The sequence below is a fragment of the Prosthecomicrobium pneumaticum genome (genome assembly GCF_014199915.1).
In the GTDB taxonomy this organism is placed as follows: domain Bacteria; phylum Pseudomonadota; class Alphaproteobacteria; order Rhizobiales; family Kaistiaceae; genus Prosthecomicrobium; species Prosthecomicrobium pneumaticum.
Genome location: NZ_JACHOO010000015.1, coordinates 1 through 24121 on the forward strand (window position 1 = coordinate 1; position 24121 = coordinate 24121).

Sequence of the window (24121 nt, forward strand, 5' to 3'; positions counted from 1 at the left end):
GCAGGCACTCGACCATCGGCTACGTCAGCCCGATGGAGTTCGAGCGGAAGGTAGGATTAGCTTAACTGCGCGTCCACGAAACCGGCAGCAGGCCACGTTGGACCGCCATCCTCACTGTCGTTGTGCAGCCTCCGCGCGACGCCGAAAGGCTCCGCGCCAATCCGCTCGGCATCTACGTTAATGCCATCAACTGGTCGCGGGAGATGGGACAATGAGCTTGATGGGAGTCCCGGCCAGACCGGCTTTCCGTAAACCCGCCTCTGTGTGCCTCATGCTCGCTGCAATGGCGATGGGCGGATGCGCGACGAACAGGCCGCCGCAGATCAGCTACGACTCCGATGTGCCGCCGCTCTCTGCCGTACCTCCCGTGTTGACGGATGAGCGACCGCGACCCTTGCACATACCGCCGGCCTGGACTCCGAGCCGCGGAGGCGCTGCATCAAACTCACCGACCGGCCGGGTCGAGAACGCCAACGCCGCCGCTCGTGTCGAGCCTCGTCGCGAAGGCTACTTCAACGCAATTCAGATTTATCCCTGGAGCGAGGGGGCGCTCTATCAAGTCTATGCCGCACCGGAACAGATCACCAACATCGCGCTCGAGCCCGGCGAAAGCCTGACCGGAGCCGGACCAATCGCGGCGGGCGATACGGCGAGATGGATCATCGGCGACACCGAAAGCGGATCCGGCACCACCCGGCGGGTCCACGTGCTCGTAAAGCCGACGCGCGCGGACATCTCCACGAACCTTGTTATTACCACTGACCGCCGCATCTACATGATCGAGCTGCGCTCCGGCGAACGTCCCTACATGCCGGCCGTGGCATGGGCCTATCCGCAGCCCCCAGCCTCACAGCGCCCGGGTGTGCCGGCAGTGCCCATCATCCCGGTGGCGGCCGCACGCAACTACCGCTACGCGCTCACTGGAGACAGTCCGCCGTGGCGGCCTATCGCTGTCTACGATGATGGCCGTCGCGTCTATGTCGAGTTTCCGCGCGGTATCGTCCAGGGCGAGATGCCGCCGATATTCGTCATCGGCTCGGAAGGTGAACTCCAGATTGTCAACAGTCGCATTCACCAGAACATCCTGATCGTCGATCGGCTCTTCGGCGCCGCTGAGCTTCGGCTTGGCAGCAGTAACCGGCAGCAGACCGTCAGGATCGTCCGCAGCGATGGAAAGCCCTCATCATGAGCGACACCGATAATCAGGGCCACCATGGCGAGACAATGGGAAGAGCGAGCGACGCCACGGCTCCGATGAGGCTGCGTGGCGAGCCGCCTCGTGTCACCCGCCTGTCGCGCAAGGCATTGATGGCGATCGGCCTGATCGCTTGCGCGGGCCTTGGAGGCGCGTTGATCTACGCCCTTCAGACTCGACACGGCGGCTCTGCGAACGAAGAACTTTACTCGACGAGGAACCGCCCCACCGCTGATGGTCTCACTGATCTGCCACGCGACTATACCGGCCCGCGACTCGGCCCCCCGCTGCCTGGCGATCTCGGTCGACCGATCCTCGATGCGCAGAACCGCGGCCAACCGGTCGTACCTCCACCGATTCGACCGACGGTCGACCCGGCAGAGCAGCGCCGACTCGCGGAGGAGGAAGCAGCACGCACCAGTCGCGTGTTCTTTCAGACTGAGGCACGCACGCTTACGGCTCCCGCCGGGACGGGTAGCGCCGCAACCACCACGAACCTGGCCGGTCTCAGCCTTCCCGGGCAACTCAACGCTCCAACTGCGCAGGATCGCCAAGTCGCCTTCCTCAATGCCGCCGTCGATCGTCGCACCGTCGCACCTGACCGCGTGCTAGCGCCTGTATCCCCATACGTTTTGCAGGCGGGGGCTGTGATTCCGGCCGCGCTGATCACGGGAATCCGCTCGGACTTGCCGGGACAGATCACAGCTCAAGTAACCGAACATATCTATGACAGCCCCACCGGGCGGATACTTCTCGTGCCGCAGGGCACGCGCATCATCGGGCAGTATGACAACGCCCTGCAGTTCGGCCAGCGGCGAGTATTGCTGGTGTGGAATCGCCTGATCTTCCCGAACGGACGCTCCATCGTTTTGGAGCGCCAACCGGGGGCAGATACACAGGGGTACGCCGGTCTTGAGGACGGGGTCGACTACCACTGGTGGGAACTCGCCAAGGCGGCGGGCCTCTCCACGCTGCTGAGCGTCGGTGCTGAGCTTGCGATTGACGACGAAGATCGCCTGCTGCGAGCGATACGCAACGGGGGCCAGGATACGATCAACGATGCCGGGCAACAAATCATCCGGCGTCAGCTCAACGTGCCGCCAACCCTGACGATCCGGCCTGGCTTTCCCGTGCGCGTCATCGTCACGCGTGATCTGGTCCTCGAACCCTACGGAGGATAGTTCGTGGCAAAACTCAAGCTTGGGGCCCTGGAAGACGACAAGCCGGTTAAGGTGACGGTGGAACTACCTGCCGCCGTCCATCGGCAGTTGGTAGCTTATGCCGATGTCCTCGCACGGGAGACCGGTAAGCCCGTCCCCGATCCTGCCAAGCTCATCGCGCCAATGATTGAGCGATTCATGGCGACTGATCGGGCATTTGGGAAGGCTCGCCGCGGCCCGGGATCGCGGCCGCCCCAGCCTTGACCTGCCGCCTCTCACCATCCGCTTTACCGGTCCTGCCGCTGGCGTCGGGCTGCTGGCGCGACATTGCTTTGGCAAGACTGAGCAGCCGCCTCAGGGCCGGATTGTCATTCTGGCGCGACCAGATTGCGCAGAATGGTAGCAAATGCCCGCTGAGCGGCCTATACGCGATGCCAGGAAAGCGGTCCGCTGTCGTGGCCTCGCTTGTCAGGGTTAGCCCCTGACTCATCGCCACCAGATGCATGAGATTGTCCCGTCCGACCGCGTGGCGCTCTACACTCGGGTGGTGGCCAAGGTCGGCCAAGTGCTTGACAAGGTAATCTTCGATCTCAGGTCCGGGATCACACTCGCTTACAATAAAGCGATACGCGCGGAGGTCATTCCATGTGAGCTTTCGCCGTCCCGCGAGTTCATGCGCCACGGGCAGAACGACGAATATCCGTTCTGTCCAAAGGGGCTCCCGATCGCAGTCGTCTGCGGTCGGTGTGCCTGTCAGGAAGGCGATATCGATCTGACGCCGTCGAACAGCTGACAAATGTGCGGCAGGCGCCCCTTCCACCAGGTCGAGCCGGACAGCCGAATTTCGCTGGCCGTAGGTGCGCAGCAAGTCGGCCAGAAAGCCACTGGCCAACGACGTAAATATTCCCACGCGAATACCGCCGACTTCCCCACGACCACCTGAGGCTGCGTCCGATGCAGCATGTCTTATGTGGTTCAGTGCGCGGCGGGCCCGGCCCACGAAGGACTGTCCGGCGTTTGTAAGGCAAACGCCGCTGTGGCCGCGTACAAACAGCGAGACGCCGAGTCGGTCTTCCAGGTCGCGAATTCTTCGGCTGATTGCCGATTGCTCGACATTGAGTGTGGTTGCAGCACCGCGAAAACTGCCCGCTTGTGCGGCAGCTATCACATAGCATAGGTGTCGCACTTCAATGCGGAGGCTCGCATGCCCGGCGAGCGGCAGCCGCGATCCAGGTCCATATGGCATGCTCTTCACCGGTACAGAACCGCCTAAAGTCAGAGCCGGCTTTTCTCAAAGCCCGCGTGAAAGGGCGGACGTCGGTCCGCCCCTCCGCTTTTTGGTAACGAGCGCTTACACGGCAATCGTGATGCGATTGTCGACCTTGGTGACCCCCGGCGCTCGCCACGCGGCCCGCTCGGCCTCCTGACGTTCTGCCCAGGAGCGCACCGAACCGGTGAGCGTCACTTCGCCGCCGTTTGTCGTCACGATGATGCGGTTAGCATCGACCTCGGCGCTGCGCTTGAACGCGTCTTCGATCTTCGCCTTGATCTCGGATGGAGCAACGCGAGGCTTCAACGTGATCAGGTTGGAGATTCCCTTCAGGCCTTTCAGGCCGCGCACCGCCCGTTCCGCACGTGAGCGCTGGTAATCCCACTCCACGCTGCCTTCCAGGGTCGCCCAGCCGCTCTTCACCACCACCTTGATGTTCTCGTGCGCATACGGAAGCTCGGTCTTGATCGCGGCCACGGCCTCGCGCGCCAGTTCCGGGTCAGGGCGCTGGTTTTCCGAGGGCAGCCGCACCTCGATATCGTTCGCCACGCCGAGCACGCCCGACACGCGCTTTGCCGCCCGCTCAGCCTCATATTTCTGCGCATAGCTGCGCACGAAGCCGGTGAGCGTCACGACGCCCGACTTGACGGCCACGCCGATGTCGGTGGCATCGATGTCAGGGTCCCACTTCAGTTCGGTTTCCACATCGCGCTTGATGTCGCTGTCGGATCTCATTGTCGTGCTTCCTTTCGCTGTTAGGGCATGGCCGCACTGCGAGGGCCGGCGCCCGGTCCTCCGCAACTTGCAGCCAGACGAGGCTACTGCCGGCCAGGTGGAGCGCGCTGACGGGTGTCAGTTTCGGGCGAGGAGCAGCAGATTCATCTAAAGCGACAGTCGTTCGAGCAATGCGAATGGCACTGTCAATCAGCGGCTGAGCGACGCTGAGGTTCGAAGTTAGTGAAGTGACCGGCGATGACCGTCAGGCTGGCACCCGCAGATCGAGAAAGCCGGAGCAACTACGTCTTGGGGTGATCGGAAGAGCGATTATCAGCAGCCGCGACAGCGACAATAGCTGGACGTACCAATCTGTCGTGGAGCAGATAGCCTGGCTGCAAAACCTCGACGACCGTGCCTTCCGCGACGTCGTTTCGATTCGCCCCTCGCCTTGGGGTCGACAGCAGGCGCTGTCGGCGCCATCGATCGAAGATCCGGCCCAGTCCCCCGATCGATCCGCCTCCCGGTAGCGCGAGGATCAGACATCGCGATTGTCGTCCTTGTCGTCCAACTCCTCGAAGTCCGCATCGACGACATCATCGCCGGTCGGTTTCTGTCCGTTCGCACCACCGACGGAGCTGTCGTTCAGCTTCGCTTTGAAGTTCAACAGGGCGATCTGCAGCATTTGCGCCTTGGCTTCGATATCTGCGGCCGAGTCGGTACCAACCACCGACTTCAGATCCTCGATTGCCTTCTCGACCGCTTCCTTCTCTGCGGCCGGCGCGTTGTCCTTTGACTCGTCGAGCGCTTTCTGGCTTGCCGCAATCTCGGAGTCTGCCCTGTTCCTCGCCTCGATCAGCGCCCGCCGCTTCTTGTCGGCTTCGGCGTTTGCCTCAGCCTCCTTGATCATTCGATCGATATCTGCCTGCGACAGGCCCCCCGAAGCCTGGATGCGAATCTGTTGCTCTTTCCCTGTTGCCTTGTCCTTCGCCGAGACATTCACAATGCCGTTCGCGTCGATGTCGAAGGTCACCTCGATCTGGGGAACGCCACGAGGCGCGGGGGGAATACCAACGAGATCGAACTGGCCGAGCAGCTTGTTGTCGGCCGCCATCTCGCGCTCGCCTTGAAAGACGCGGATCGTGACCCCCGCCTGGTTGTCTTCCGCTGTCGAGAAGACCTGACTCTTCTTGGCCGGAATGGTCGTATTGCGCTCGATGAGGCGGGTGAACACCCCACCAAGAGTTTCAATGCCGAGCGACAATGGTGTCACATCGAGCAGCAGCACATCTTTGACGTCGCCTTGGAGCACGCCGGCTTGGATCGCCGCGCCGATCGCCACCACCTCATCGGGATTAACGCCCTTGTGCGGCTCTCGGCCGAAGAGGTCGGTGACAGTTTGCTGGACCTTCGGCATTCGTGTCATGCCGCCAACGAGAACAACCTCGTCGATTTTCTCCGGCTTGATCTTCGCATCCTTCATTGCGTCCCGGCAGGGCTTTTCCGTGCGGTGGACCAGGTCGTCGACCAGTTCTTCCAGCTTGGCGCGCCTGAGCTTGATCTCAAGATGCTTCGGTCCATTCTGATCGGCCGTGATGAAGGGCAGGCTGATGGTGGTTTCCAGCGCCGAGGAAAGCTCTATCTTGGCTTTCTCAGCCGCTTCCCGGAGCCGCTGCAGCGCCAGCCGGTCATTGCGCAGGTCGATGCCCTGGTCCTTCTTGAACTCGCTCGCGAGCCAGTCGATGATCCGCTTGTCGAAATCTTCGCCACCGAGGAATGTATCGCCATTGGTGGCCTTCACCTCGAACACGCCCTCGCCGATCTCGAGCAGCGAAATATCGAAGGTTCCGCCGCCGAGATCGTACACCGCGATCGTTCCGGCCTTCTTCTTGTCGAGACCATAGGCAAGAGCGGCGGCCGTCGGCTCGTTGATAATCCGCAGCACCTCGAGGCCGGCAATCTTGCCGGCATCCTTCGTCGCCTGCCTTTGGCTGTCATTGAAATATGCGGGGACGGTGATCACCGCCTTCTCGACCTTCTCGCCGAGATAGGCTTCGGCGGTCTCCTTCATCTTGACCAAGATGTACGAGCTGATCTGGCTCGGACTGTACTTCTTGCCCTGCACCTCGACCCAGGCGTCGCCATTGTCGGCCTTGACGATCCTGTAGGGCACGAGGGTCTTGTCCTTTTCCACCATGGGGTCGTCATAGCGCCGGCCGATCAGGCGCTTGATGGCGAAGATGGTGTTCTCGGGATTTGTGACCGCCTGCCGCTTCGCTGGCTGTCCGACGAGAATCTCGCCGTCGCTCGTGAAGGCCACAACCGATGGCGTCGTGCGCCCGCCCTCGGCGTTTTCGATGACTTTGGTCTGGGAGCCCTCCATGATGGCGACGCAGGAATTCGTCGTACCCAGGTCGATGCCGATCACCTTGCCTGCCATGCCGTGTCTCCGTCAGTCGGGAACTTCGATGCAACACCTGCCCGGCAGTATCGCCGCGGGGCAGGTCATCGACGCTGACGAACGTCAGTCCGGCGGCAATGCCGGGCAGAACGGACGAGCTTGCCGGCCGCCGGCCGCGGAGCAATGAGGTCGGCCGGCTCGGGCCGACCGTGCAGCGGTGTATGCACCGCGCTCCAGCAGGGACGGTTTTCAATCGTTCGATAGGGTGGGGGGGACTGCGCCGTTCGCAGCAGGCGCCGTAGAGGCACCCCGACCTCTCGCGGCCTTAGCCTCTGGTCGGCGCGTCTCTTTCCAGCCACGGGTCCGGATGAACGTTCGCAAGCGGCACGTCTTCCAACCGCTTCACGATATCAATCTCATGTACCCGGATCGCTTCGGCACCGTATTTTGCCAGAATCTCCTGTGCTTCCGCTTCCTTCTCCGCGGTACGGGCACGCACCCAGAGTACAATGCCGCCAGACATGAGCTGAAGCTCGAGCTCCTCCGCCTGCTTGTTGCCAAGCAGTCGAACTGCAGCAGTGCCGATGCCCGCTCCGACCGTCCCGGCTGCCATTGCGGCTGCGGCGATCACTGCGAGACTTCCGCCGGAAGCGACGACGGACATCACGGCCGCCGTGGCGCCAACATAGAAGAGGATTCCCGCCACGCCGGCGGTCGCCGTTGCGAGATCGTCTCTGGCGACAAACGCCCGACGCGGGGTCCCCGGCACATCGGCGATCTCCTCCGGCGGAATGTAGAGCATGCCCAGACAGCGCCTGACCGCTTCGAGCTCACCCATGATGTCAATATCCGCTCGGTCGAAACCTGCATGCAAGAGGGCCTCGATTGCATCCTCGAGAGTGTCTTTCATATGAAACACGCCGGCCACTTCACGGACCTTCCGCGTCTCAAGAATTCCCTCGTCATCTGGATTCGTCGTGATCATCATCGATCCTTTGCAGAGACCGCCAGAGACCGCTACGCGCCGGCTCATTGCCAGAAACCAATGGACAGCCTTTTCAATGCGCCATGACGAGCGACACTGGCGACTTGCGAAGGAGCTGGTACGTCGCTCCCCCGAGCAGCCATTCCCGCAATCGGGAGTGGCCGTAGCCGCCCATGACAAGCAGGTCACCCTTGCGCGTAACCACTTCGTCCACCAGCACCGTCGCGACGTCGCCAAGTCCCTTCTTTGCAACCCGCTCCAGGGCAACGTTAATGCCGTGTCGTCGAAGATAGGCAACAAGCCTGTCATCCTGCGTCGCGGTCAGAATTGACTCGGTTCCCCCGCCGATGCGGAGCACAGTGACTGCTTTCGCATTCTCAAGATACGGCAATGCCTCGGCTACCGCCCGTGTTGCTTCGCGGCTGCCGTTCCAGGCAATCACCGCATGCTGAAAACCCCCGTCGAAGCTCCTCTGGTCAGCCACGAGGAAGATGTGCCTTCCCGCCTCGAACAGGGTTTCCTCCACCACGTCGTGCAGTTCAATCGCATCATCCTCATCGCTGAGGCGAAGACCGACGAGGGCGTCTGCCGTCCGGCATTCCCGTGCCGTGAGACGCGCCAGCTCATGGGCGTACGCATCGATTCGACGCACTTCGGATGACGACGCTAGGCCTTTCAGGCGGTTCTTGATCTTGTCCTCGAACTCTCTTCCTGCCGTCCGCGCCTGATCGAGGAGTAGGGACCACTCGTTCACATTGACCACGCTATCGACGATGGTTGGGTCGGGCAAAACGTCAATTATCAATCCAATGACATGGGCATTGAACAATTTTGCCAGACTTTCCGTGGCCGCAAGCCTGAAATCGTCTCCGCCCGTTCCATCGAGCCTGACCATCAACACCTTAATCATGCTCTCCTCCTAAGGCGCAACCACGACTGACCTCTTGAATCCAAAGGTCCCGATCATCCTCGTAGGATGAGGGTCCGCGGCTGACCGTTCACTGACGCTCGTCAGCGTTGCTCAACATTTGTGATTGCAGGGTGCGACGCAGCGTCAGGAGGCGAACGGCACCGGCTTCGAAAAACTGGCTCACCGGTTGAGCTTCTTGGCCTTGGGCCACCGTCGAAAAGCGGCTCAATCCGACACAAAAAATCACCGGAAGTGCCGCGCTACCGGAGCCCTCGAATGATCCGTATCTGCGTCAGAGCCAGCTTTGAGGCGTGGCCCAGCGTGAAGACCGTGAATTGCACCCCGATCACAGAGGCTGACGCGCCCCGGCAGTGCCGGGCGCAATTATCATGCTCATTTGGCGCGTATACAGGCGCGTCCTCGCGACACTGACAAACATCAGTGCAGGGCCAATCGTGGTGCTGATCTAGTGATTACTGCACACCCAACCGATCGTCAGCGACGGAGAAAACAATGAAAGCTCTCATCTTTGAAGGGCCCGGCAAGAAATCGCTCCAGGAGCGTGATATTCCGGCCGTCCAGAATCCTACCGACGCCATCGTCAGGGTGGCGAAAACCACCATCTGCGGCACTGACCTCCATATCCTCAAAGGTGACGTTCCTACCTGCACGCCTGGGCGCGTCCTCGGGCATGAGGGCGTAGGCGTCGTCGAGCAAGCGGGCGCAGGAGTGACGCAATTCAAGAAGGGCGACCATGTCCTGATTTCCTGCATCTCCTCCTGCGGCAAATGCGAATATTGCCGGCGCGGCATATATTCCCACTGCACAACCGGTGGCTGGATTCTCGGCAACACCATTGATGGCATGCAGGCCGAGTACGTCCGCATTCCTCACGCTGACACCAGCCTCTATCCCATCCCGGACGGCGCCGATGAAGATGCTCTGGTAATGCTTAGCGATATCTTGCCGACCGGCTTTGAATGCGGCGTGCTCAATGGCAGAGTCCAGCCGGGTGCCTCCGTGGCGATCGTCGGCGCGGGGCCTGTCGGCCTAGCAGCTCTGCTGACGGCGCAGTTCTACTCACCTGCAGAACTGATCGTGATCGATCTCGACGAGAACCGGCTCGAGGCCGCGAAGCGTTTCGGTGCGACAAAGACGGTCAAGGCCACCGGAGAGGAGGCGAAGCGGCAGCTTCTCCAACTGACAGAGAACAAGGGGGTCGATACAGCCATCGAGGCCGTCGGCATTCCCGCAACATTCGAGCTGTGCCAGGAGATCGTCGCCGCGGGCGGCGTCATCGCCAACATCGGCGTTCATGGTGTTAAGGCTGACCTTCATCTTGAAACGCTTTGGTCGCACAATATCGCCATCACCACGCGCCTGGTCGACACGGTCACCACACCGATGCTGCTGAAGACCGTGCGATCCGGGAAAATCGATCCGAAAAAGCTGATCACTCATCGCTTCAAGCTCGATGCCATTCTCGACGCTTACGAGACCTTCTCGAAAGCATCAGATACGCGAGCGCTCAAGGTCATCATCGAGGTGGACTAGCGCGCGCCATCATTCAGGGCGGCCCCATCGCGGGTCCTCGGCTGCCGGTGGGCGCTGGCAAAGCAGCGAGCTTTCGGCGGTTGGTGCCGGATAAGGCTGCCTACCTGCTCGGTCGCCGGGACCGACGGGACGATCGGTCGGCCGGGCTTTCAGGCGGGACCACCCCAACGGCCCATACGGGATTTTACGATAAGGGGTTCCCACATACTCTCGCGATCCGCGTGGTCAATCAGCCTCGCATCAGAGAACCCAAGCTGCCCGGTGTTCAGCACAGCCAAGCCCAACAGGAACCTTCATGCCTGTCACGATGAGGACGATGCTTTTGCCCGCCGGAGAGATGATACCGTTGCTCGGACAGGGCACATGCGGGATGGGTGAGCACCGCGGCGCGCACAGCGCAGAGATAGCAGCGCTGCGAACCGGCTTCGACCTCGATATGACGCTCATCGACACGGCGGAGACGTATGGAGACGGGGGTGCAGAGGAGGTTGTGGGCGAGGCCATCGCGGGGCAGCGCGATAGAGTCTTTATTGTCAGCAAGGTGCACCCGCACCATGCCTCCCGCCTCAGCGTCCTGACCTCCTGCGACCGGAGCCTAAAGCGTCTTCGCACCGACCGGATCGATCTTTACCTGCTGCATTGGCGGGGCAACGTTGCGCTGAGCGAAACCATCGAGGCCTTCGAGACCCTCAAAGCTACAGGAAAAATCAGGTACTGGGGCGTCAGCAACTTCAGCATTGACGACTTGAAAGACCTGGCGGCCGTTCCGATGGGAAAATCCGTTCAGATCAACCAGGTTGCATACAACCTGATGAGCCGCGGCATCGAGCGCGATCTCCTGCCCTGGTGCAGAGAGAGAGGACTTCCAATCATGGCCCATTCACCAATGGAGCGAGGTCAACTCGCTCGAGACGGAAGGCTGGCGCGCATGGCCGACCGCTACGGAGTAAGCCGCGCCCGCCTGGCCCTCGCTTGGATCTTGAGCCAGGAGGGTGTCCTTGCCATTCCGAAGGCCGCAGCCGCGGAGCATGTCAGAGACAATCGTGCGGCGCTCGAGTTGCGGCTTGCTCCAGCTGATATGGTTGAACTCGATCGGTGCTTTACTCCGCAGGTTGGGAATCGATGACCCCGGAGGCGGTCGGCTGATTTAGTAGCCGCCGACCCGACCGGCATGGGCGAGGATCGAGCGGATACGCCCACTGTCAACGAACCACCGCCCGGTATGCCGATCATTGACGCACGGTCACTGCGGCGCTCGCCGCTCAAAGAGATGCCCGCCATCCGGGGGTAGGGATGGCGGGCAGGGCAAGGCGGGTGGGGGCTACAAAGCGGCGATGTCAACCCGCCTGCACAGGGATACGCTTGACGTTGGCAAGGGCCTCGGCTGTCTTTGGAAGCACCACCGTCAGTAGACCGTTCTTGAATGTCGCCTTGGCCGCGTTGGAATCCACTCCCTCGGGAAGCGGCAAGGTGCGTTCGAAGGCGCCATAGGCACGCTCTCGGACGATGAGCCCGTCATCCTCTGATTTCCGGTCGGTCCTCTTTTCACCGCGGATCGTCAAATCTCCATCGACGATGGAAACGCTGACATCGTCTTCAGTGAGCCCCGGCAATTCGGCCGTAACAGTGACTTCTTTGCCGCTATCGCTGACATCAACGCGAACCGTATCGGCAAACTCGGATTGACTGAGCACCGGGAATGAAGACGGCATTATCCGCCAGAAATTCTCGAATGCGCGATCGATGTCCTGCCGAAATGCACGGATCGGATCCGCCGGCTCCGTTCGTACAGCTACGTCCCTACGGGAAGTACGCGAGGGAATAAGATCGGTGATCCTCATTGTCTTTCCTCACGCGGCCTTGACTGGGATCTTGGCGGTGGGCGCAGGCGTTGCCTTCGGTAACGTCAGCCGCAGAACGCCGTCTTTGAACACAGCTTCGATTTTTGCCGCATCGACCGGTTCGGAGATGACGAAGCTCCGCTCGTAATTCCCATCCCGGTACTCCGCGTGCTGCAACGTATAGCCTTCCGGGTGGCTTGACGCAGAGCGGGCGGCGATCCGCAGCACCCGCTTGTCGAGCGTCACATCGAGGCTGTCCGGATCCGCGCCAGGCACGTCGAGGACCATCAGCAGACTGGACTGGGTCTCGATAATGTCTGTGGGCGGTACGAACACCGGAGCATCTCGTGTGGTCTCTGCAGCCGCACTTCCGTTGATTTCCTGATCGGCCATGACGATTCTCCCTAAGAGCGGCTGACAGTGATCTTGCGGGGCCGATCGGCGTCCGGGCGAGGCACGTCGAGGCGAAGAAGCCCGTTGCGAAACGTTGCCGCTGCCTTGTCCCCGTCCACCCGAAACGGCAGCACCAAGCTACGCGCAAAGGCGCCGGCAACGCGTTCGCGACGATGCAGAATGTCGCCTTCGCCGACCGGCTCGGCCATGCGCTGGCCACGAAGCGCCACTGTGTTCTGGTGGACGGTGATTTCGAGGTCGTCCGGCGAGACGCCGGGAATCTCAGCGGTGATGACGGCCCCGTCGGGACCCGTCCAGATGTTCATCAGCGGGAACTCGGGCAGCGCCGGTACCCGGAGGCTGTCCATCAGGCGATTCATATCGTGTTGCATAAGCCGCATCTGGCGGAGCGGATCGAACCAGCGCCCCGCATTTCCCTGGTAAGCGAGCATCACCGAACTCCCTTGCTGATGTTACAGGGATGATGGCAGCTCAGCTCTGGGATCAGCACTGATGACCGTCAGTTTCAGAAAAAAAGACGAACGGAACACCTATCCGAACGACCGTCGGCGACTTTTTGGTCCAGCAGTCCAGCGTACTGCCCGAGACCTACTTCGGCAGGATTCCCCTGCTCGCCACGGCGCCGAGCCGTCGGGGCAGCAAGCCACATGCTGGTCTAGCGTATCCAGTTCTGGCGACTGTCCTGAATCGCCGTCGGGTACGGCCTCAGCGACGCACGAGTTCGCCCCAAGCCGGGTCCCAAAGATCTTCGTGCTCGAGCACGATCACGATCCTCTGGAACCCATAGCGCTGCTGAAGCTGCCGGGCCCGAGCAAGGGCGAGACCGACTTCGACCTCGTCACTCTCGTCCGGCCCAACTTCGGCCTCCTTCCGGGCATGCGCCATCCATCCGAGGGTTGCCCGCACAGGGGCCCTTCCCTGCCAGTCGAAGATGGTCACTATAATCTCGTTCCCGGCAGCCAGCCCGGGGTCATCGAGAACGGTGTAGATCGGTCGCTCCTTCGCAGTCACGTTCGTGTCCAACCTCATGATCTCACTTTCCGGTTCGAACTTCGCCGCTCCGTCTGGACAGAACATAGCCACCGCTGCAAATTTAGATCGTCCATCGATCCTGGCAACTGCCCACGGCGGCTGATAAGGCTGACTGTCACTCGATGAACGCATATCGAATTGTAGCCGAAATCTGATCCTGGTTGTAGCAGGCAAGACCCGATCCGCAGGATCTGTCGGATACCCTGATCGGCGGAGACGCGAATGCCTGAGGCGGAAAAGCAGAACCTGGTCCGTGCGCTTGACGATCTCTTCCGCCTCTCCGCCCTTCAGGCGGACTGGAAGGATCTCGACGAGGATGCCGTCGCCGAAAGCCTCGCCTCGCTTCTCGTGAAGACACTCCGTGCCGACTTTGCTTATGTGTCGATAGCAACGCTGCACGTCGTGGTGGAACTCGCATACGGCCCCAGCGGGCGCCTTCCACCGGCATTCGTTCCCACAGTCCGCAATTCGCTCCTTAGTGCCGTCACCGATGGCGGGAAGATCGTCAGTCCCGTCAGCGGCAATCAGGTCACCGTCCACGCGACACCCATCGGTAATCATGGAGAGGCAACCCTTATCGTCGCATCGGAACGACCGGATTTTCCGACGGACGTCGAGACACTCCTCCAGCGGATGGCCGCAAGCCAGGCCATGCTGGAGCTTCGCCGGCGCGAGACGACCGCTCCCAGCGCATATCTCGCAAGGCTCATCGAGGCTTCCTCTGACTTCATTGGCATCATGAACCTCCAGGGCCGACCGCTGTTCGTGAACCCGGCCGGCCTTCAGCACGTCGGCCTGGCCGACATGCGCGAGGCTTCGGAGCTTCATATCGCCGATTTTCTGACGATCGACGACCGTGATCAGTTGCGCTATGGCGCTTGGCATCGACTTCTCTCCGAGGGCCGCTGGACCGGCACGCTCCGGCTTCTCAATACCAAGTCCAAGGAAGCAAGGCCTTTCCTCTTCGATTGCTATCGCCTCGATCTCCCGACAACCGGCCCGGTCGCGGTCGGCATCATTGGCAAGGAAGTCTCCAGCACCTCGAAGACATTAGTTGAACTAAAGGAAGAAGCGTCCCCAGCGGTCTCCGATGAACGGCAGGAAGCGGCTGCCCGTCTACAGAGCCTTAGCGCGCGCGAACGACAGGTGCTCGTTAGGCTGGCGGATGGCCAGGCACACAAAGAAATTGCCCACGACCTTGGCATCAGCGTCCGAACCGTCGAAGTCCATCGGTCGCGGATGTTGCGGCGGCTTGGAGTAAAAACCGTCGCTGAGGCGATCAAGCTCGCCGTTCTCGCCGGTCTGAAGGAGTAGTGCCACCCGCGACGGCGTCTACACCTCGCCTTTCCCCAATAAGATCGGGCTGACGGCCTTGGCGCTCGCCGGTGCCGGTGAGACGTTAGGATGAGAAACGACATGCCTTGGCCTCGTTCGAGCAACGGCTCAGCATAGACCTGGCCACCCCATCGCCTGAAGAACGCTCCAAGCGTCTATTCTACTACGAGAAGGTCTCTTGTCCGTTGAGAGAAACTCCATAAGGGGATTCCACAAATAGCTCTTACACGTGCCATTTCATACCGTCACCCCGACCGTCCCCCTTTCTGGGCGGTGCTGTCTAGAAAGGGGTGTCAATGTTTCGTTCCTCAGGATGTGCCGACCCGGAATTTGCACAACATACCATTAGAAACCGGAAGGACATCCACTCGATCAGCATTTTGCGCACATTTCAGCGCGATCAGGACATCTTTGAATGCGATCAACATTGTGATTGGTGGTATCGCATTGTCTCTGGCGCAACGCGCAAATATCGCATCCGGAGCGACGGGCGCCGACAGATCGCGGATATCCACCTGCCCGGCGACTTCTTTGGCTTCTCGTCAAAGGCTAACCATGGATTCTCCGTCCAGGCCATAGTCGAAGGAACAACGATCGCCTGCTATCCGCGAAAGACGGCAGAAGCTCTCGCAGATTCGGACCCTGCCGTTGCCCGGCTCATTCGAGTGAGCACGTTTGCGGCGATCGAACGGCTTGAACAGCAGATGCTGGTGGTCAGCACAATGTCGGCGCCTGAGCGCGTGAAGGCATTCCTGGTGCACTTCCGGGACAGAGTTGGACAGGCTGGTGAAGATGGTCTGGCCCTCCCTATCACACGCTACGACATCGCGGACTTACTCGGTCTCTCTACTGAAACCGTCTGCCGAGCATTCACCGATCTTCGCGAGCGCGGCGCAATATCTCTGGAAGGTCCCAGACAGGTCACGATTATACGGCCAGGAAGCGGCTAACAATTAGCCTGATGCACGCTCTCCCTTCCCCCGATCTGAAGTGGCCCTACTCTTGGTGAGGACGCAGCTCTGGCGCACCATGCATCTCCTCGGGAGAGCCAGGAGCATCAGCAGTTTTCGCCTGCTTATGCTGCAGCGCATCCACTGTAGACGTTGCCGTCGTCCGCGACAGACCAAGCCCGCGGAGGGTCGCCTCGGCCATTGCAAGACCTGCATTTTGCTCGCCCGAGATCGCGCGCGTCGCACCGTGCGACAGGAGATACATGCGGTCGGCATCATTGTGCGCACGCACCAGAATCTCGACGCCAGCGTTCACTTCTCGAGCGCGTTCCAGCACACGCCGGGCTTCATAGCCGTCTGGAACTGCAATCGCGATAAGCCGAGAGTGGTCCGCTCTGGCGCCTTCCAGCACGCCCCTCGCTGCGGCATCGCCCCGTGTCACCGGAGTGCCCTCGTCTCGCAACACTTCGGCGCGACGGCGGTCGCGCTCGATCACAACATGCGGCACCCCGGCTTGTCGTAGGGTCGCGGCGACCGTTCGTCCCACCCGACCGGCGCCCACAACAATCACGTGGTCGGCCCATTTCCGCTGATGCTCTTCACTGCCAAAGCCAGACAGGCGGCCAGCCTGCGCATCCCCTCCAGCTCCCGCTCTCAATTTCGTCAAGCGCGGTTCTGCAAGGGTTGCCACCGCAAATGCAAACGGATTGAGGGTGATCGAGAGCAAGGCTCCGGCGAGGATCAGATCACGGCCTTCCGTTGGCATCAGCCCCAGCGACACACCGAACTCGGCAAGTATGAAGGAGAACTCGCCAATCTGCGCCACGGCGGCCGAGACGATCACCGCGGTTGAAAGCGGATAGCCGAGCACGAGAACGATTGCTGCGGCCGCAAGAGCCTTACCCACAACGATCACCAAGACCACAGCGATCACTGCCAATGGATCCCGGATGAGGACAGAGGGGTCGAACAGCATGCCGACCGAGACGAAAAACAGCACCGCGAAGGCATCCTGCAGCGGCAGAGACTCGGTGGCTGCCCGATGGCTCAATTCGGATTCACTGAGCACCACACCTGCGAAGAAGGCGCCAAGTGCGAAGGACACCCCGAACAACTCCGCCGATCCACAGGCAATGCCGAGTGCTATCGCCAGGACGGCCAGCGTGAAGAGCTCCCGAGAACCGGCGCGCGCTGCCTGTTTAAGCAGCCAGGGTACGACGCGCCGACCGACCACCAGCACGAGCGCCGTGAACGCGCCCACCTTAGCCAGCGTCAGCCCGATCGCGAACCCGAGATTCGTCGCTCCCGCCTGGCCTACCGCGCCTGAATCATTCGTCCCCACCGGCGCAGCGAAAGCCGGCAGCACCACCAGCGCCAGGACCATGGCGATGTCCTCGACAACCAGCCAACCGACTGCAATGCGTCCGTTGGCAGAGTCGAGCAGGTTCATCTCATCGAGCGCGCGCAGCAGCACAACAGTGCTTGCAACCGAAAGCGCAAGTCCGAACACCAACCCAGCGCTCAGGTCCCATCCCCACGCCTTTGTCAGGACAGTACCCATGGCCGTGGCCCCAGCGATTTGGATGATTGCGCCTGGAACCGCGATCCGACGAACGACAAGGAGATCATTAAGCGAGAAATGCAGCCCAACCCCGAACATCAGAAGGATGACACCAAGTTCGGAGATTTGGCCCGCCAACCCCACATCGCCGATAAACCCGGGCGTGTTCGGACCGATTGCAACCCCGGCCAGCAAATAGCCAATCAGAGGCGGCAGGCGCAGGAACCGTGCAATCAGTCCCAGCCCGAAGGCAAGCACCACCCCGAGGGCCAGCATTGCGATAAGCTCGGTCTGGTGATGCGGCATGGTGTTGTGCGATCAATTGGCCATCACGAAAGAGAGGTAAGCATTTCAACACGAAAGTCGAATTGATTGACGACAGCTCCTGACTTGCAACGGATGCTGCCTCGTCGCGGCCCTTCGCGTGACTAGCGGAGGTGAGAGAGGCGGGCCCACCAGCGCCGGCTGCGGTTCATCGCGCTCTACGATGTGATCTGACGGGCCGTCTGACCTGACTCCCCAGCTTCCTTATACGGTCACGCTTCGATCTGCGTCGTGGCCTCGCGTGCACCGTGGTAAGTACAAATGCACCTGGGTCCCAGTTCCCAATTCGCTGTCGATGCGGACTTGGCCGCCCGACTGTACGACGAATCCATAGACCTGGCTCAATCCGAGACCTGTGCCCTTGCCGTCGCCTTTGCGGGTAAAGAAAGGCTCGAACGCCCTGGCCTTCGTCTCGGCGTCCATGCCGATCCCTGTGTCCTTGACCGTGACGCGGATGAAACCCGGCTGGTCCTCGGGCTCGCTCCCGTCCGCTGCGACGCTGGTCTCGATCGTCAGCGTGCCGCACCCATTCATGGAATCCCGTCCGTTGACTGCGAGATTCAGCACCGCGACGTCGAGCTGGTCGGCATCCAGCTCAGCGATCCCGACGTCCTCGCCCAGCTCGGTCCGAATTGCGATGCCCCTGCCTAACGTCTGGCCGAGAATGGATGCTATCGACGCAATTCGTTCGTTGACGTTCACGATCTTTGGCGCCAGTGCCTGATTGCGCGAGAATGCCAACAGATGTCCGGCGAGCGCCTGCGCATTTTGCGTACGCTGCATGATCTCGTGGATGAGCGCGTCCACATCGGCCGATGGCGCTCCCTCCCGCAGCTTTGTGCCGATCAGCCGAAGGCCGGCTTGGACGACCGTGATGAGATTTCTAAAGTCATGAGCGATGCCGGCCGCAAGTCTGCCCAGCACCTCCAGCTTTTGTAGTTCGCGCAGACGCTGTTCCTCTGCGCACTCAGCAGGTGCGTCTCCCAAGTTGGTAAAAAGGCCTTCGGTCATGCGTTGGCCGCTGCTACTGGTTTCATCCTGGCCAGCGCGGCGAGCTCCTTATCGTCGAGCGTCTCCCTTTCCAGGAGCTTTCGGGCGATCCGCTCCAATGCATCTCTGCGCTCGCGCAGAAGTCCGACGGCCCTCTCGAAGGTTTCGTCCACGATGCGCTTCACCTCTTCATCGATCGCTGAGGCGGTTTCCTCGGAATAGGCACGCTCCTGCGGACCGTAGTAGGGTTGATCCGTAGCAAGGTAGGAGCGGCGGTCCTTCTCCAGCGCGACGTGGCCGAGCCGGTCCGTCATGCCATAGCGCGTGACAATGGCGCGTGCGATATCGGTAACCTTGGCGAGATCGTCTGCGGCTCCCGTCGAAAGATGCCCGAATATGATCCGTTCCGCAGCGCGTCCGCCGAGCAACACCGCCATCTTGTTTTCCAGTTCTTCCCGGGTCATCAGAAAGCGATCCTCCGTCGGCCGCTGGATCGTGTAGCCGAGCGCGCCGACGCCGCGCGGGATGATGGAGACCTTGTGGACCGGATCAACGCCGGGCAGCGCCATGGCCACCAGCGCATGGCCCGTCTCGTGATAGGCGACGATCTCGCGCTCCTTCGGGTTGAGCAGACGGTTACGCTTTTCCAGCCCCGCCACGATGCGCTCGACCGCGTTGTTGAAGTCCTCCATCGTCACGGCGTTGGCCTTGCGGCGCGTCGCCAGCAGCGTCGCCTCGTTGACGAGGTTGGCGAGGTCGGCGCCCGTGAAGCCCGGGGTGAGCGCAGCAATTTTCTCCGCGTCCACCTCTGGCGCGAGCTTCGCCTTCTTCAGATGAACGTTCAGGATCTGGACGCGGCCGGTCTTGTCGGGCCGGTCGACCAGGACCTGACGGTCAAAGCGGCCGGCGCGCAGCAGGGCCGGATCGAGAATCTCGGGGCGGTTGGTCGCGGCCAACAGTACGAGCCCTGTCGACGAATCGAACCCGTCCAGCTCGACGAGGAGCTGGTTGAGCGTCTGCTCTTTCTCATCGTGGCCGCCCACGAGCGGCCCGATGCCGCGGGCCCGGCCGAGCGCATCGAGTTCGTCGATGAAGATAATCGCCGGCGCCTTGGCGCGCGCCTGCTCAAACAGATCGCGCACGCGGGCTGCACCAACGCCGACGAACATTTCGACGAACTCCGACCCTGAGATCGAGAAGAAGGGGACGCCGGCCTCACCGGCGACGGCCTTGGCCAGCAACGTCTTTCCGGTGCCGGGCGGACCCACGAGGAGCACGCCCTTGGGCATACGGCCGCCGAGCCGGCCATAGCCCTGTGGGTCCTTTAGGAAGTCGACGATCTCCTTCAGTTCGTCCTTCGCCTCGTCGACGCCAGCGACATCATCGAATGTCACCCCCGTATTCTTTTCGACATAGACCTTTGCCTTCGACTTGCCGATCTGCATCAGCCCGCCGCCGAGGCCCCCGCCCATCCTTTTAAGCATGAACATCCAGATGCCGATGAACAGCACCACAGGGATGATCCAGGACAGGAGGTCACGCAGGAAGGTGCTCTCGATCTGCCCGCTGACGACGACGCCATGCTGTTGCAAATCGCGGGCAAGATCCTGCTCAACCCGCGTCGTGATGAACATCGACCGGCCCTCGACGGGTTGCTTGAATCGCCCTTGAATGAAGCGATCCGACACGGCCACCTCGGCGATTCTGCCGTCTCGCAGATAGCTCTCGAATTGACTGTAGGGAATCTGCGCCACCTGCGTGGCCGTCGTGAATAAATACTGGAACACCATCAGGAAGAAGAATGCTGCGATCCAGTACCAGATGTTGAATTGAGTCTTCTTGTCCATTTCCATCGCCACCTTCTCCGATCACCTGATGATCAGCAGCAGGCGGCTGCCGCTCCGCACGAGCTCAACGGCGAGTGTGGTGTGACGGTCGGAGGTCCAGCGGCGGATATCATCGAGGGACGTTACCGGCATTCGATTGATCGCCAGGATCATGTCGCCAGGGCGAAGGCCCGCACGCGCCGCGCGACTTCCAGGAGTTACGCTATCGACAATTACGCCGCCCGATCCGATCTCCCGCGCCTCCTGGCGGGAGGCATTTCGCAAGCTTGCGCCCTCGAACGCCGTTCCGGCCAGCAGAGTGGACGCATTACGCTCGCCGGCTTCGATCCGGACCTTGACCTCGCGCACGCCGTCACTACGCGCCACGGTCAGCCTGACGTCGGTCCCGACGGGCGTGAGGCCGATCCGGTTGCGCAGGTCGGCCGATCCGAGAATAGCGTGTCCGTCAACGGCAGTGACGACATCGCCAACCTGCAAACCGGCGCGCTCGGCCGGTGAGCCCGATTCGACATTGGCGATCACGGCACCCCTCATGTCGCCGAGCCCCAGCGCCTCCGCGAGGTCCGGAGTGACGTCCTGGATGCCAATGCCGATCCGGCCACGCCGCACCTCGCCGTGCTCGATCAGCTGCTTCATGACGGTAACGGCCATATTGCTGGGCACCGCGAATCCTATGCCGATATTGCCGCCAGCCGGGCTGAGGATCGCTGTGTTGATACCGATGAGCTTACCGTCCAGCGTGACCAGCGCACCACCCGAATTCCCCGGATTGATCGACGCATCCGTCTGGATGAAATCCTCATAGCCCTCGTTGTTGATGCCGCTGCGCCCGAGCGCGCTGACGATACCGGAGGTCACCGTCTGGCCAAGCCCGAACGGGTTGCCGATGGCGACGACATAGTCACCGACCTTGAGATGATCGGAGTCGCCGATCTCCAAGGCTACGAGATTGCGGCTCTCGACCTTGAGCAAGGCGATATCCGTCGCCTGATCAGAGCCGACAAGCTTGGCAGGCAGGCGCCGCCCGTCCTTTAGCGTGACCGTGATTTCCCGTGCGTTCGCCACAACGTGGTGATTGGTGAGCACATGGCCTCGCGCCGCATCAACGATCACGCCTGACCCTGCGCTCATGCGCTGCTGAGGCGGCGGCGCGTCCGGCAGGTCGAAGAAGCGGCGGAAAAACGGGTCGTTGTAGAGCGGGTTGGACGCCGCCGGCGTTTCCGAAATGACAGAGATGTTGACGACTGCGGGAGTGACCCGTTCAAGCACAGGCGCGAGCGTCGGAAGTTGCCTAGCTACGCCTGGAACCGCCTGTCCGACAGCGCCGGTAGGCAGTCCGACCACAATTGCAGCCACCACCCAGAAAACAATGATGGCTCGATGGACGACCGTATCCTTTCTGATCATGGGCAATCTCCGTTTGACCCCACGATTGGCTTCCTCCTTTCCGTCTGAGGTCAGACGGAAGAATTGCAAACCGGCCCGGCGTTCGGGCCGGGCCGGTCCTGCCGAAATACATTACGCGGTTGAGAGCGGACGGCCACGGACGAACCAGATGCAAGCGCCGGCCACTACAGCCACCACGATGCCGGCAATCACATGCGCCCACATCGCGACCGTAACCGCTGAGAAGCCAAGCACCCAGGGCGCGAGCACGGCCCAGAGGCCAACCACCAGATTGACCCACTCTTCAGCTTCATGGAATGCAAAGAGTGCAGCAGCCGCGATCACGGCGACGACAGCACCTACAATCCAGGCATTCCACGCGGCATAGGCTTCGCTCGTGAATCCCAGATACCAGGGCGAGAGCAGAAGACCGAGACCGGCAACGATGTTGACGATATCGAAGACCGTCCGGTTACTGGAAGACAGTGACCTTGCCATTGTTCATTCCTCCTTGTCGGTTGGATGCGTCACCAGCAGCCGTCTGCATGCCCCACCCGCAAGCGGTCCCGCGATGACAATCATCAGTAAAAGATCTGGCTTCGAGAGAGAGCGGCGCAGCTGCGTCGGCCCAACGCGCGGGGTACGCCGGAGGCGGAAGCAGGCGCGCGCCGTCCCGGCTGGTCAGGAACGGGGCGAGTTCCTTCTCTGTGAAGACGTTCGCAGCGATCTCGTGCAGCGCGAGGTCGACCGTGCTGGTCGCCGGCCGGGCGATCCGCGCAGGGTGCCCCCTGTTGAGCGCCCGGCTGCGCGCGGCCGCTGCCAAGGTCAGCGCGAAGCGGTTCGGCAGAACCCTTTCGCAATCAAAGACGACGGACGGGTCCATGATCGCACCTCACGCCGCCTTTCGTATGCGGGCGCCGCCGCCGTCCGCGACCTTACGTTCAAGCGCCAGCAAGGCCTGCTCGACCTCGTCCAGACGAGAGGGACGATCGTTTTCCGGCATACCCTCGTTCGTCGCCTGATCGATCAGGTACTCCGTATAGGCCCAGTTCATCAGGATGGACCGCTTGGCATCGAGCGACAAAGTCGCGTCAGCCAGAACCTGGATTGGCGAATCCCAGTGTTCCGCGCTTACAGGATCGTTTCGGTTGGCCGCGTCCTCCAGAGCCTTTCCGTAAGTTCCCTGAAGATGCGTCAGGCCGAGCTTCTTCAGGGTTGCGTCGGAGAACGAATGCGTCATACGCCCCGCGCGAGCTGCTATCGGAGCGCGGTGCACGTCGCCCTCAACGACATAGTTCAGACCTTGCCGTTCAGCGTAGCGAACCGCCGAATCGAGCGTCGGAAAGCTGAGCTCGACCTGAGTCAGCGTGTCATCGCTGCCGGTCCAACCCATCAGCGGCTCAATGAAGGGTGCGCGGCGCGGCTCAAAACGGAGCTTCCAGCCCCTCGTGCGCGCCTTTCCCGAAGTCATCACCGAACGGGACGGCTTGTAGATGTGGGCGACGGCATCCTCCGGGAAAACCGAGCGTCCCATCGAAAGTGGCTGAACCCGATTGTCGTTGAAGGGCCATGTCCGCGCCACTGTGGCTGATCCGCTATTCTCTGTCTGTCTGATGTTCTCCATCATTTCCTATCCCTCCCATTCTGGCGAAGAATGCCGCTGACGGCGGCCAGTCGGCCCGCCGCCAGCAGTCAGGCCTGTCAGCTTTTAATCGCTATGCGCTTCACCTGCGACTGCGCCTTCGCGCTCTTTGGCAGCACGATGCTCAGCACGCCGTTCTTGAAGCGCGCGTCGATCTTGTCTTGCTCGACCTCCACGCCGAGTGGGATGCGGCGCTCGAAGCGGCCATAGAATCGTTCCGAGAACTGCTTGTCCTTGTCCTCGATTTCCGAACGCTTCTCGCCCTTCAGCGTCAGCACGCCGTCATCGAGCAGAACCTCGATGTCCTTTTCCTCAAGGCCGGGGACTTCCGCGTTCACCTTGATCTCCTTGTCGGTCTCGGAGATCTCGACATTCGGCCAGGCCGCGCTGAACGACGACAGCGAGCCGAAGGCCGGCAGGCGGCTGTCGAACGAGCGGAAGACGTCGTCGAAGAGCCGATTCACCTCGCGGTGTAGCGAGAGAAACGGGTTGCGATCGTCGTCGCGAAACACAGTGGGGGCCTGGTTGCTGGAGCGACCCCACGGAATCAGATCACGCACACTCATACTGCTTCTCCTTCTGTTCGTTGTTTGGCAAAGCTTTCCCGTGG

25 protein-coding genes and 1 pseudogene are annotated in these 24121 nt (G+C 61.5%); 8 read left to right on the forward strand and 18 right to left on the reverse strand.

The annotated features are described in order from the left end of the window. Window positions 1-95: 95 nt before the first annotated feature. The 4 genes and pseudogenes from GGQ63_RS21205 to GGQ63_RS21220 all read left to right on the forward strand — a co-directional run. Window positions 96-215, forward strand: a pseudogene (locus GGQ63_RS21205) (VirB8/TrbF family protein); the annotation flags it as partial. Beyond that, window positions 212-1189 (forward strand): P-type conjugative transfer protein TrbG, encoded by a 978-nt coding sequence (gene trbG, locus GGQ63_RS21210; RefSeq protein ID WP_246429926.1) that lies wholly within the window; start codon window positions 212-214, stop codon window positions 1187-1189. The pseudogene GGQ63_RS21205 and the gene trbG, both read left to right, overlap by 4 nt. Then, window positions 1186-2376 (forward strand): TraB/TrbI/VirB10 family type IV secretion system protein, encoded by a 1191-nt coding sequence (locus GGQ63_RS21215; RefSeq protein ID WP_183858628.1) that lies wholly within the window; start codon window positions 1186-1188, stop codon window positions 2374-2376. Before trbG ends, GGQ63_RS21215 begins: the two co-directional genes overlap by 4 nt. A gap of 3 nt (window positions 2377-2379) precedes the next feature. Beyond that, window positions 2380-2619 (forward strand): DUF2274 domain-containing protein, encoded by a 240-nt coding sequence (locus GGQ63_RS21220; protein ID WP_161138495.1) that lies wholly within the window; start codon window positions 2380-2382, stop codon window positions 2617-2619. On the opposite strand, the gene GGQ63_RS21225 is transcribed toward GGQ63_RS21220, so the two are convergent. From GGQ63_RS21225 to GGQ63_RS21250, 6 genes are all read right to left on the reverse strand, one after another. Next, entirely contained in the window at window positions 2552-3601 is a 1050-nt protein-coding gene (locus GGQ63_RS21225) for a LysR family transcriptional regulator (RefSeq protein WP_183858672.1), read from the reverse strand. The genes GGQ63_RS21220 and GGQ63_RS21225 overlap by 68 nt on opposite strands. Window positions 3602-3706: 105 nt before the next feature. After that, window positions 3707-4360: a BON domain-containing protein gene (locus GGQ63_RS21230; RefSeq protein WP_183858629.1), complete on the reverse strand. Its 654-nt coding sequence runs from the start codon at window positions 4358-4360 to the stop codon at window positions 3707-3709. A 281-nt stretch (window positions 4361-4641) separates the two neighbouring features. Next, on the reverse strand, window positions 4642-4881 hold the full coding sequence (gene grpE / locus GGQ63_RS22285) for a nucleotide exchange factor GrpE (RefSeq protein ID WP_183858673.1): 240 nt from the start codon (window positions 4879-4881) through the stop codon (window positions 4642-4644). After that, window positions 4878-6779, reverse strand: coding sequence for a molecular chaperone DnaK (dnaK, locus tag GGQ63_RS21240; RefSeq protein WP_183858630.1), 1902 nt, complete (start codon window positions 6777-6779; stop codon window positions 4878-4880). Before dnaK ends, grpE begins: the two co-directional genes overlap by 4 nt. 286 nt (window positions 6780-7065) lie before the next feature. Then, window positions 7066-7725, reverse strand: coding sequence for a hypothetical protein (locus tag GGQ63_RS21245; protein ID WP_183858631.1), 660 nt, complete (start codon window positions 7723-7725; stop codon window positions 7066-7068). 73 nt (window positions 7726-7798) lie between these two features. Next, a complete protein-coding gene (locus GGQ63_RS21250) occupies window positions 7799-8635 on the reverse strand; it encodes a universal stress protein (RefSeq protein ID WP_183858632.1) in 837 nt (278 codons plus the stop codon). Between the two features lie 513 nt (window positions 8636-9148). On the opposite strand from GGQ63_RS21250, the gene GGQ63_RS21255 reads away from it, so the two are divergent. Beyond that, entirely contained in the window at window positions 9149-10189 is a 1041-nt protein-coding gene (locus GGQ63_RS21255) for a zinc-dependent alcohol dehydrogenase family protein (RefSeq protein ID WP_183858633.1), read from the forward strand. Window positions 10190-10484: 295 nt separating this feature from the next. Next, a complete protein-coding gene (locus tag GGQ63_RS21260) occupies window positions 10485-11315 on the forward strand; it encodes an aldo/keto reductase (protein WP_183858634.1) in 831 nt (276 codons plus the stop codon). Window positions 11316-11526: 211 nt separating this feature from the next. Here the strand turns inward: GGQ63_RS21260 and GGQ63_RS21265 are convergent, their stop codons facing one another. The 4 genes from GGQ63_RS21265 to GGQ63_RS21280 form a co-directional block, all read right to left on the reverse strand. Beyond that, entirely contained in the window at window positions 11527-12030 is a 504-nt protein-coding gene (locus GGQ63_RS21265) for an Hsp20/alpha crystallin family protein (protein ID WP_183858635.1), read from the reverse strand. Window positions 12031-12039: 9 nt separating this feature from the next. Continuing rightward, window positions 12040-12423, reverse strand: a complete 384-nt coding sequence (locus GGQ63_RS21270) for an Hsp20/alpha crystallin family protein (RefSeq protein WP_183858636.1) — start codon at window positions 12421-12423, stop codon at window positions 12040-12042. Window positions 12424-12434: 11 nt separating this feature from the next. Beyond that, window positions 12435-12875: an Hsp20/alpha crystallin family protein gene (locus GGQ63_RS21275; RefSeq protein ID WP_183858637.1), complete on the reverse strand. Its 441-nt coding sequence runs from the start codon at window positions 12873-12875 to the stop codon at window positions 12435-12437. A 274-nt stretch (window positions 12876-13149) separates the two neighbouring features. Continuing rightward, window positions 13150-13473: a hypothetical protein gene (locus tag GGQ63_RS21280; protein WP_210308619.1), complete on the reverse strand. Its 324-nt coding sequence runs from the start codon at window positions 13471-13473 to the stop codon at window positions 13150-13152. Window positions 13474-13698: 225 nt separating this feature from the next. Here GGQ63_RS21280 and GGQ63_RS21285 point away from each other — a divergent pair, with 225 nt between their 5' ends. Then, window positions 13699-14790, forward strand: coding sequence for a LuxR C-terminal-related transcriptional regulator (locus GGQ63_RS21285; RefSeq protein ID WP_183858638.1), 1092 nt, complete (start codon window positions 13699-13701; stop codon window positions 14788-14790). Window positions 14791-15107: 317 nt separating this feature from the next. After that, the gene (locus GGQ63_RS21290; RefSeq protein WP_183858639.1) at window positions 15108-15761 is read left to right on the forward strand and encodes a helix-turn-helix domain-containing protein; all 654 of its coding nucleotides are present in this window, start codon (window positions 15108-15110) and stop codon (window positions 15759-15761) included. 46 nt (window positions 15762-15807) lie between these two features. On the opposite strand, the gene GGQ63_RS21295 is transcribed toward GGQ63_RS21290, so the two are convergent. The 8 genes from GGQ63_RS21295 to GGQ63_RS21330 form a co-directional block, all read right to left on the reverse strand. Beyond that, a complete protein-coding gene (locus tag GGQ63_RS21295; protein WP_183858640.1) occupies window positions 15808-17628 on the reverse strand; it encodes a cation:proton antiporter domain-containing protein in 1821 nt (606 codons plus the stop codon). A 222-nt stretch (window positions 17629-17850) separates the two neighbouring features. Next, window positions 17851-18657 (reverse strand): ATP-binding protein, encoded by an 807-nt coding sequence (locus tag GGQ63_RS21300; RefSeq protein ID WP_183858641.1) that lies wholly within the window; start codon window positions 18655-18657, stop codon window positions 17851-17853. Next, complete coding sequence (gene ftsH, locus GGQ63_RS21305; RefSeq protein ID WP_210308620.1) at window positions 18654-20483, reverse strand: ATP-dependent zinc metalloprotease FtsH; 1830 nt, start codon at window positions 20481-20483, stop codon at window positions 18654-18656. The genes GGQ63_RS21300 and ftsH overlap by 4 nt, the downstream gene beginning before the upstream one ends. Before the next feature lie 21 nt (window positions 20484-20504). Beyond that, the gene (locus tag GGQ63_RS21310; protein WP_183858643.1) at window positions 20505-21890 is read right to left on the reverse strand and encodes a DegQ family serine endoprotease; all 1386 of its coding nucleotides are present in this window, start codon (window positions 21888-21890) and stop codon (window positions 20505-20507) included. 111 nt (window positions 21891-22001) lie between these two features. Further along, window positions 22002-22367, reverse strand: a complete 366-nt coding sequence (locus GGQ63_RS21315; protein ID WP_183858644.1) for an SPW repeat protein — start codon at window positions 22365-22367, stop codon at window positions 22002-22004. Then, a complete protein-coding gene (locus tag GGQ63_RS21320) occupies window positions 22342-22752 on the reverse strand; it encodes a DNA-directed RNA polymerase subunit omega (RefSeq protein ID WP_183858645.1) in 411 nt (136 codons plus the stop codon). Before GGQ63_RS21320 ends, GGQ63_RS21315 begins: the two co-directional genes overlap by 26 nt. Before the next feature lie 9 nt (window positions 22753-22761). Then, window positions 22762-23493 carry an ETC complex I subunit gene (locus GGQ63_RS21325; RefSeq protein WP_425502098.1) on the reverse strand — a complete coding sequence of 244 codons (732 nt, stop codon included), beginning with the start codon at window positions 23491-23493 and terminating at the stop codon, window positions 22762-22764. Between the two features lie 77 nt (window positions 23494-23570). Further along, window positions 23571-24077, reverse strand: a complete 507-nt coding sequence (locus GGQ63_RS21330) for an Hsp20/alpha crystallin family protein (RefSeq protein WP_183858647.1) — start codon at window positions 24075-24077, stop codon at window positions 23571-23573. Window positions 24078-24121: the final 44 nt, after the last annotated feature.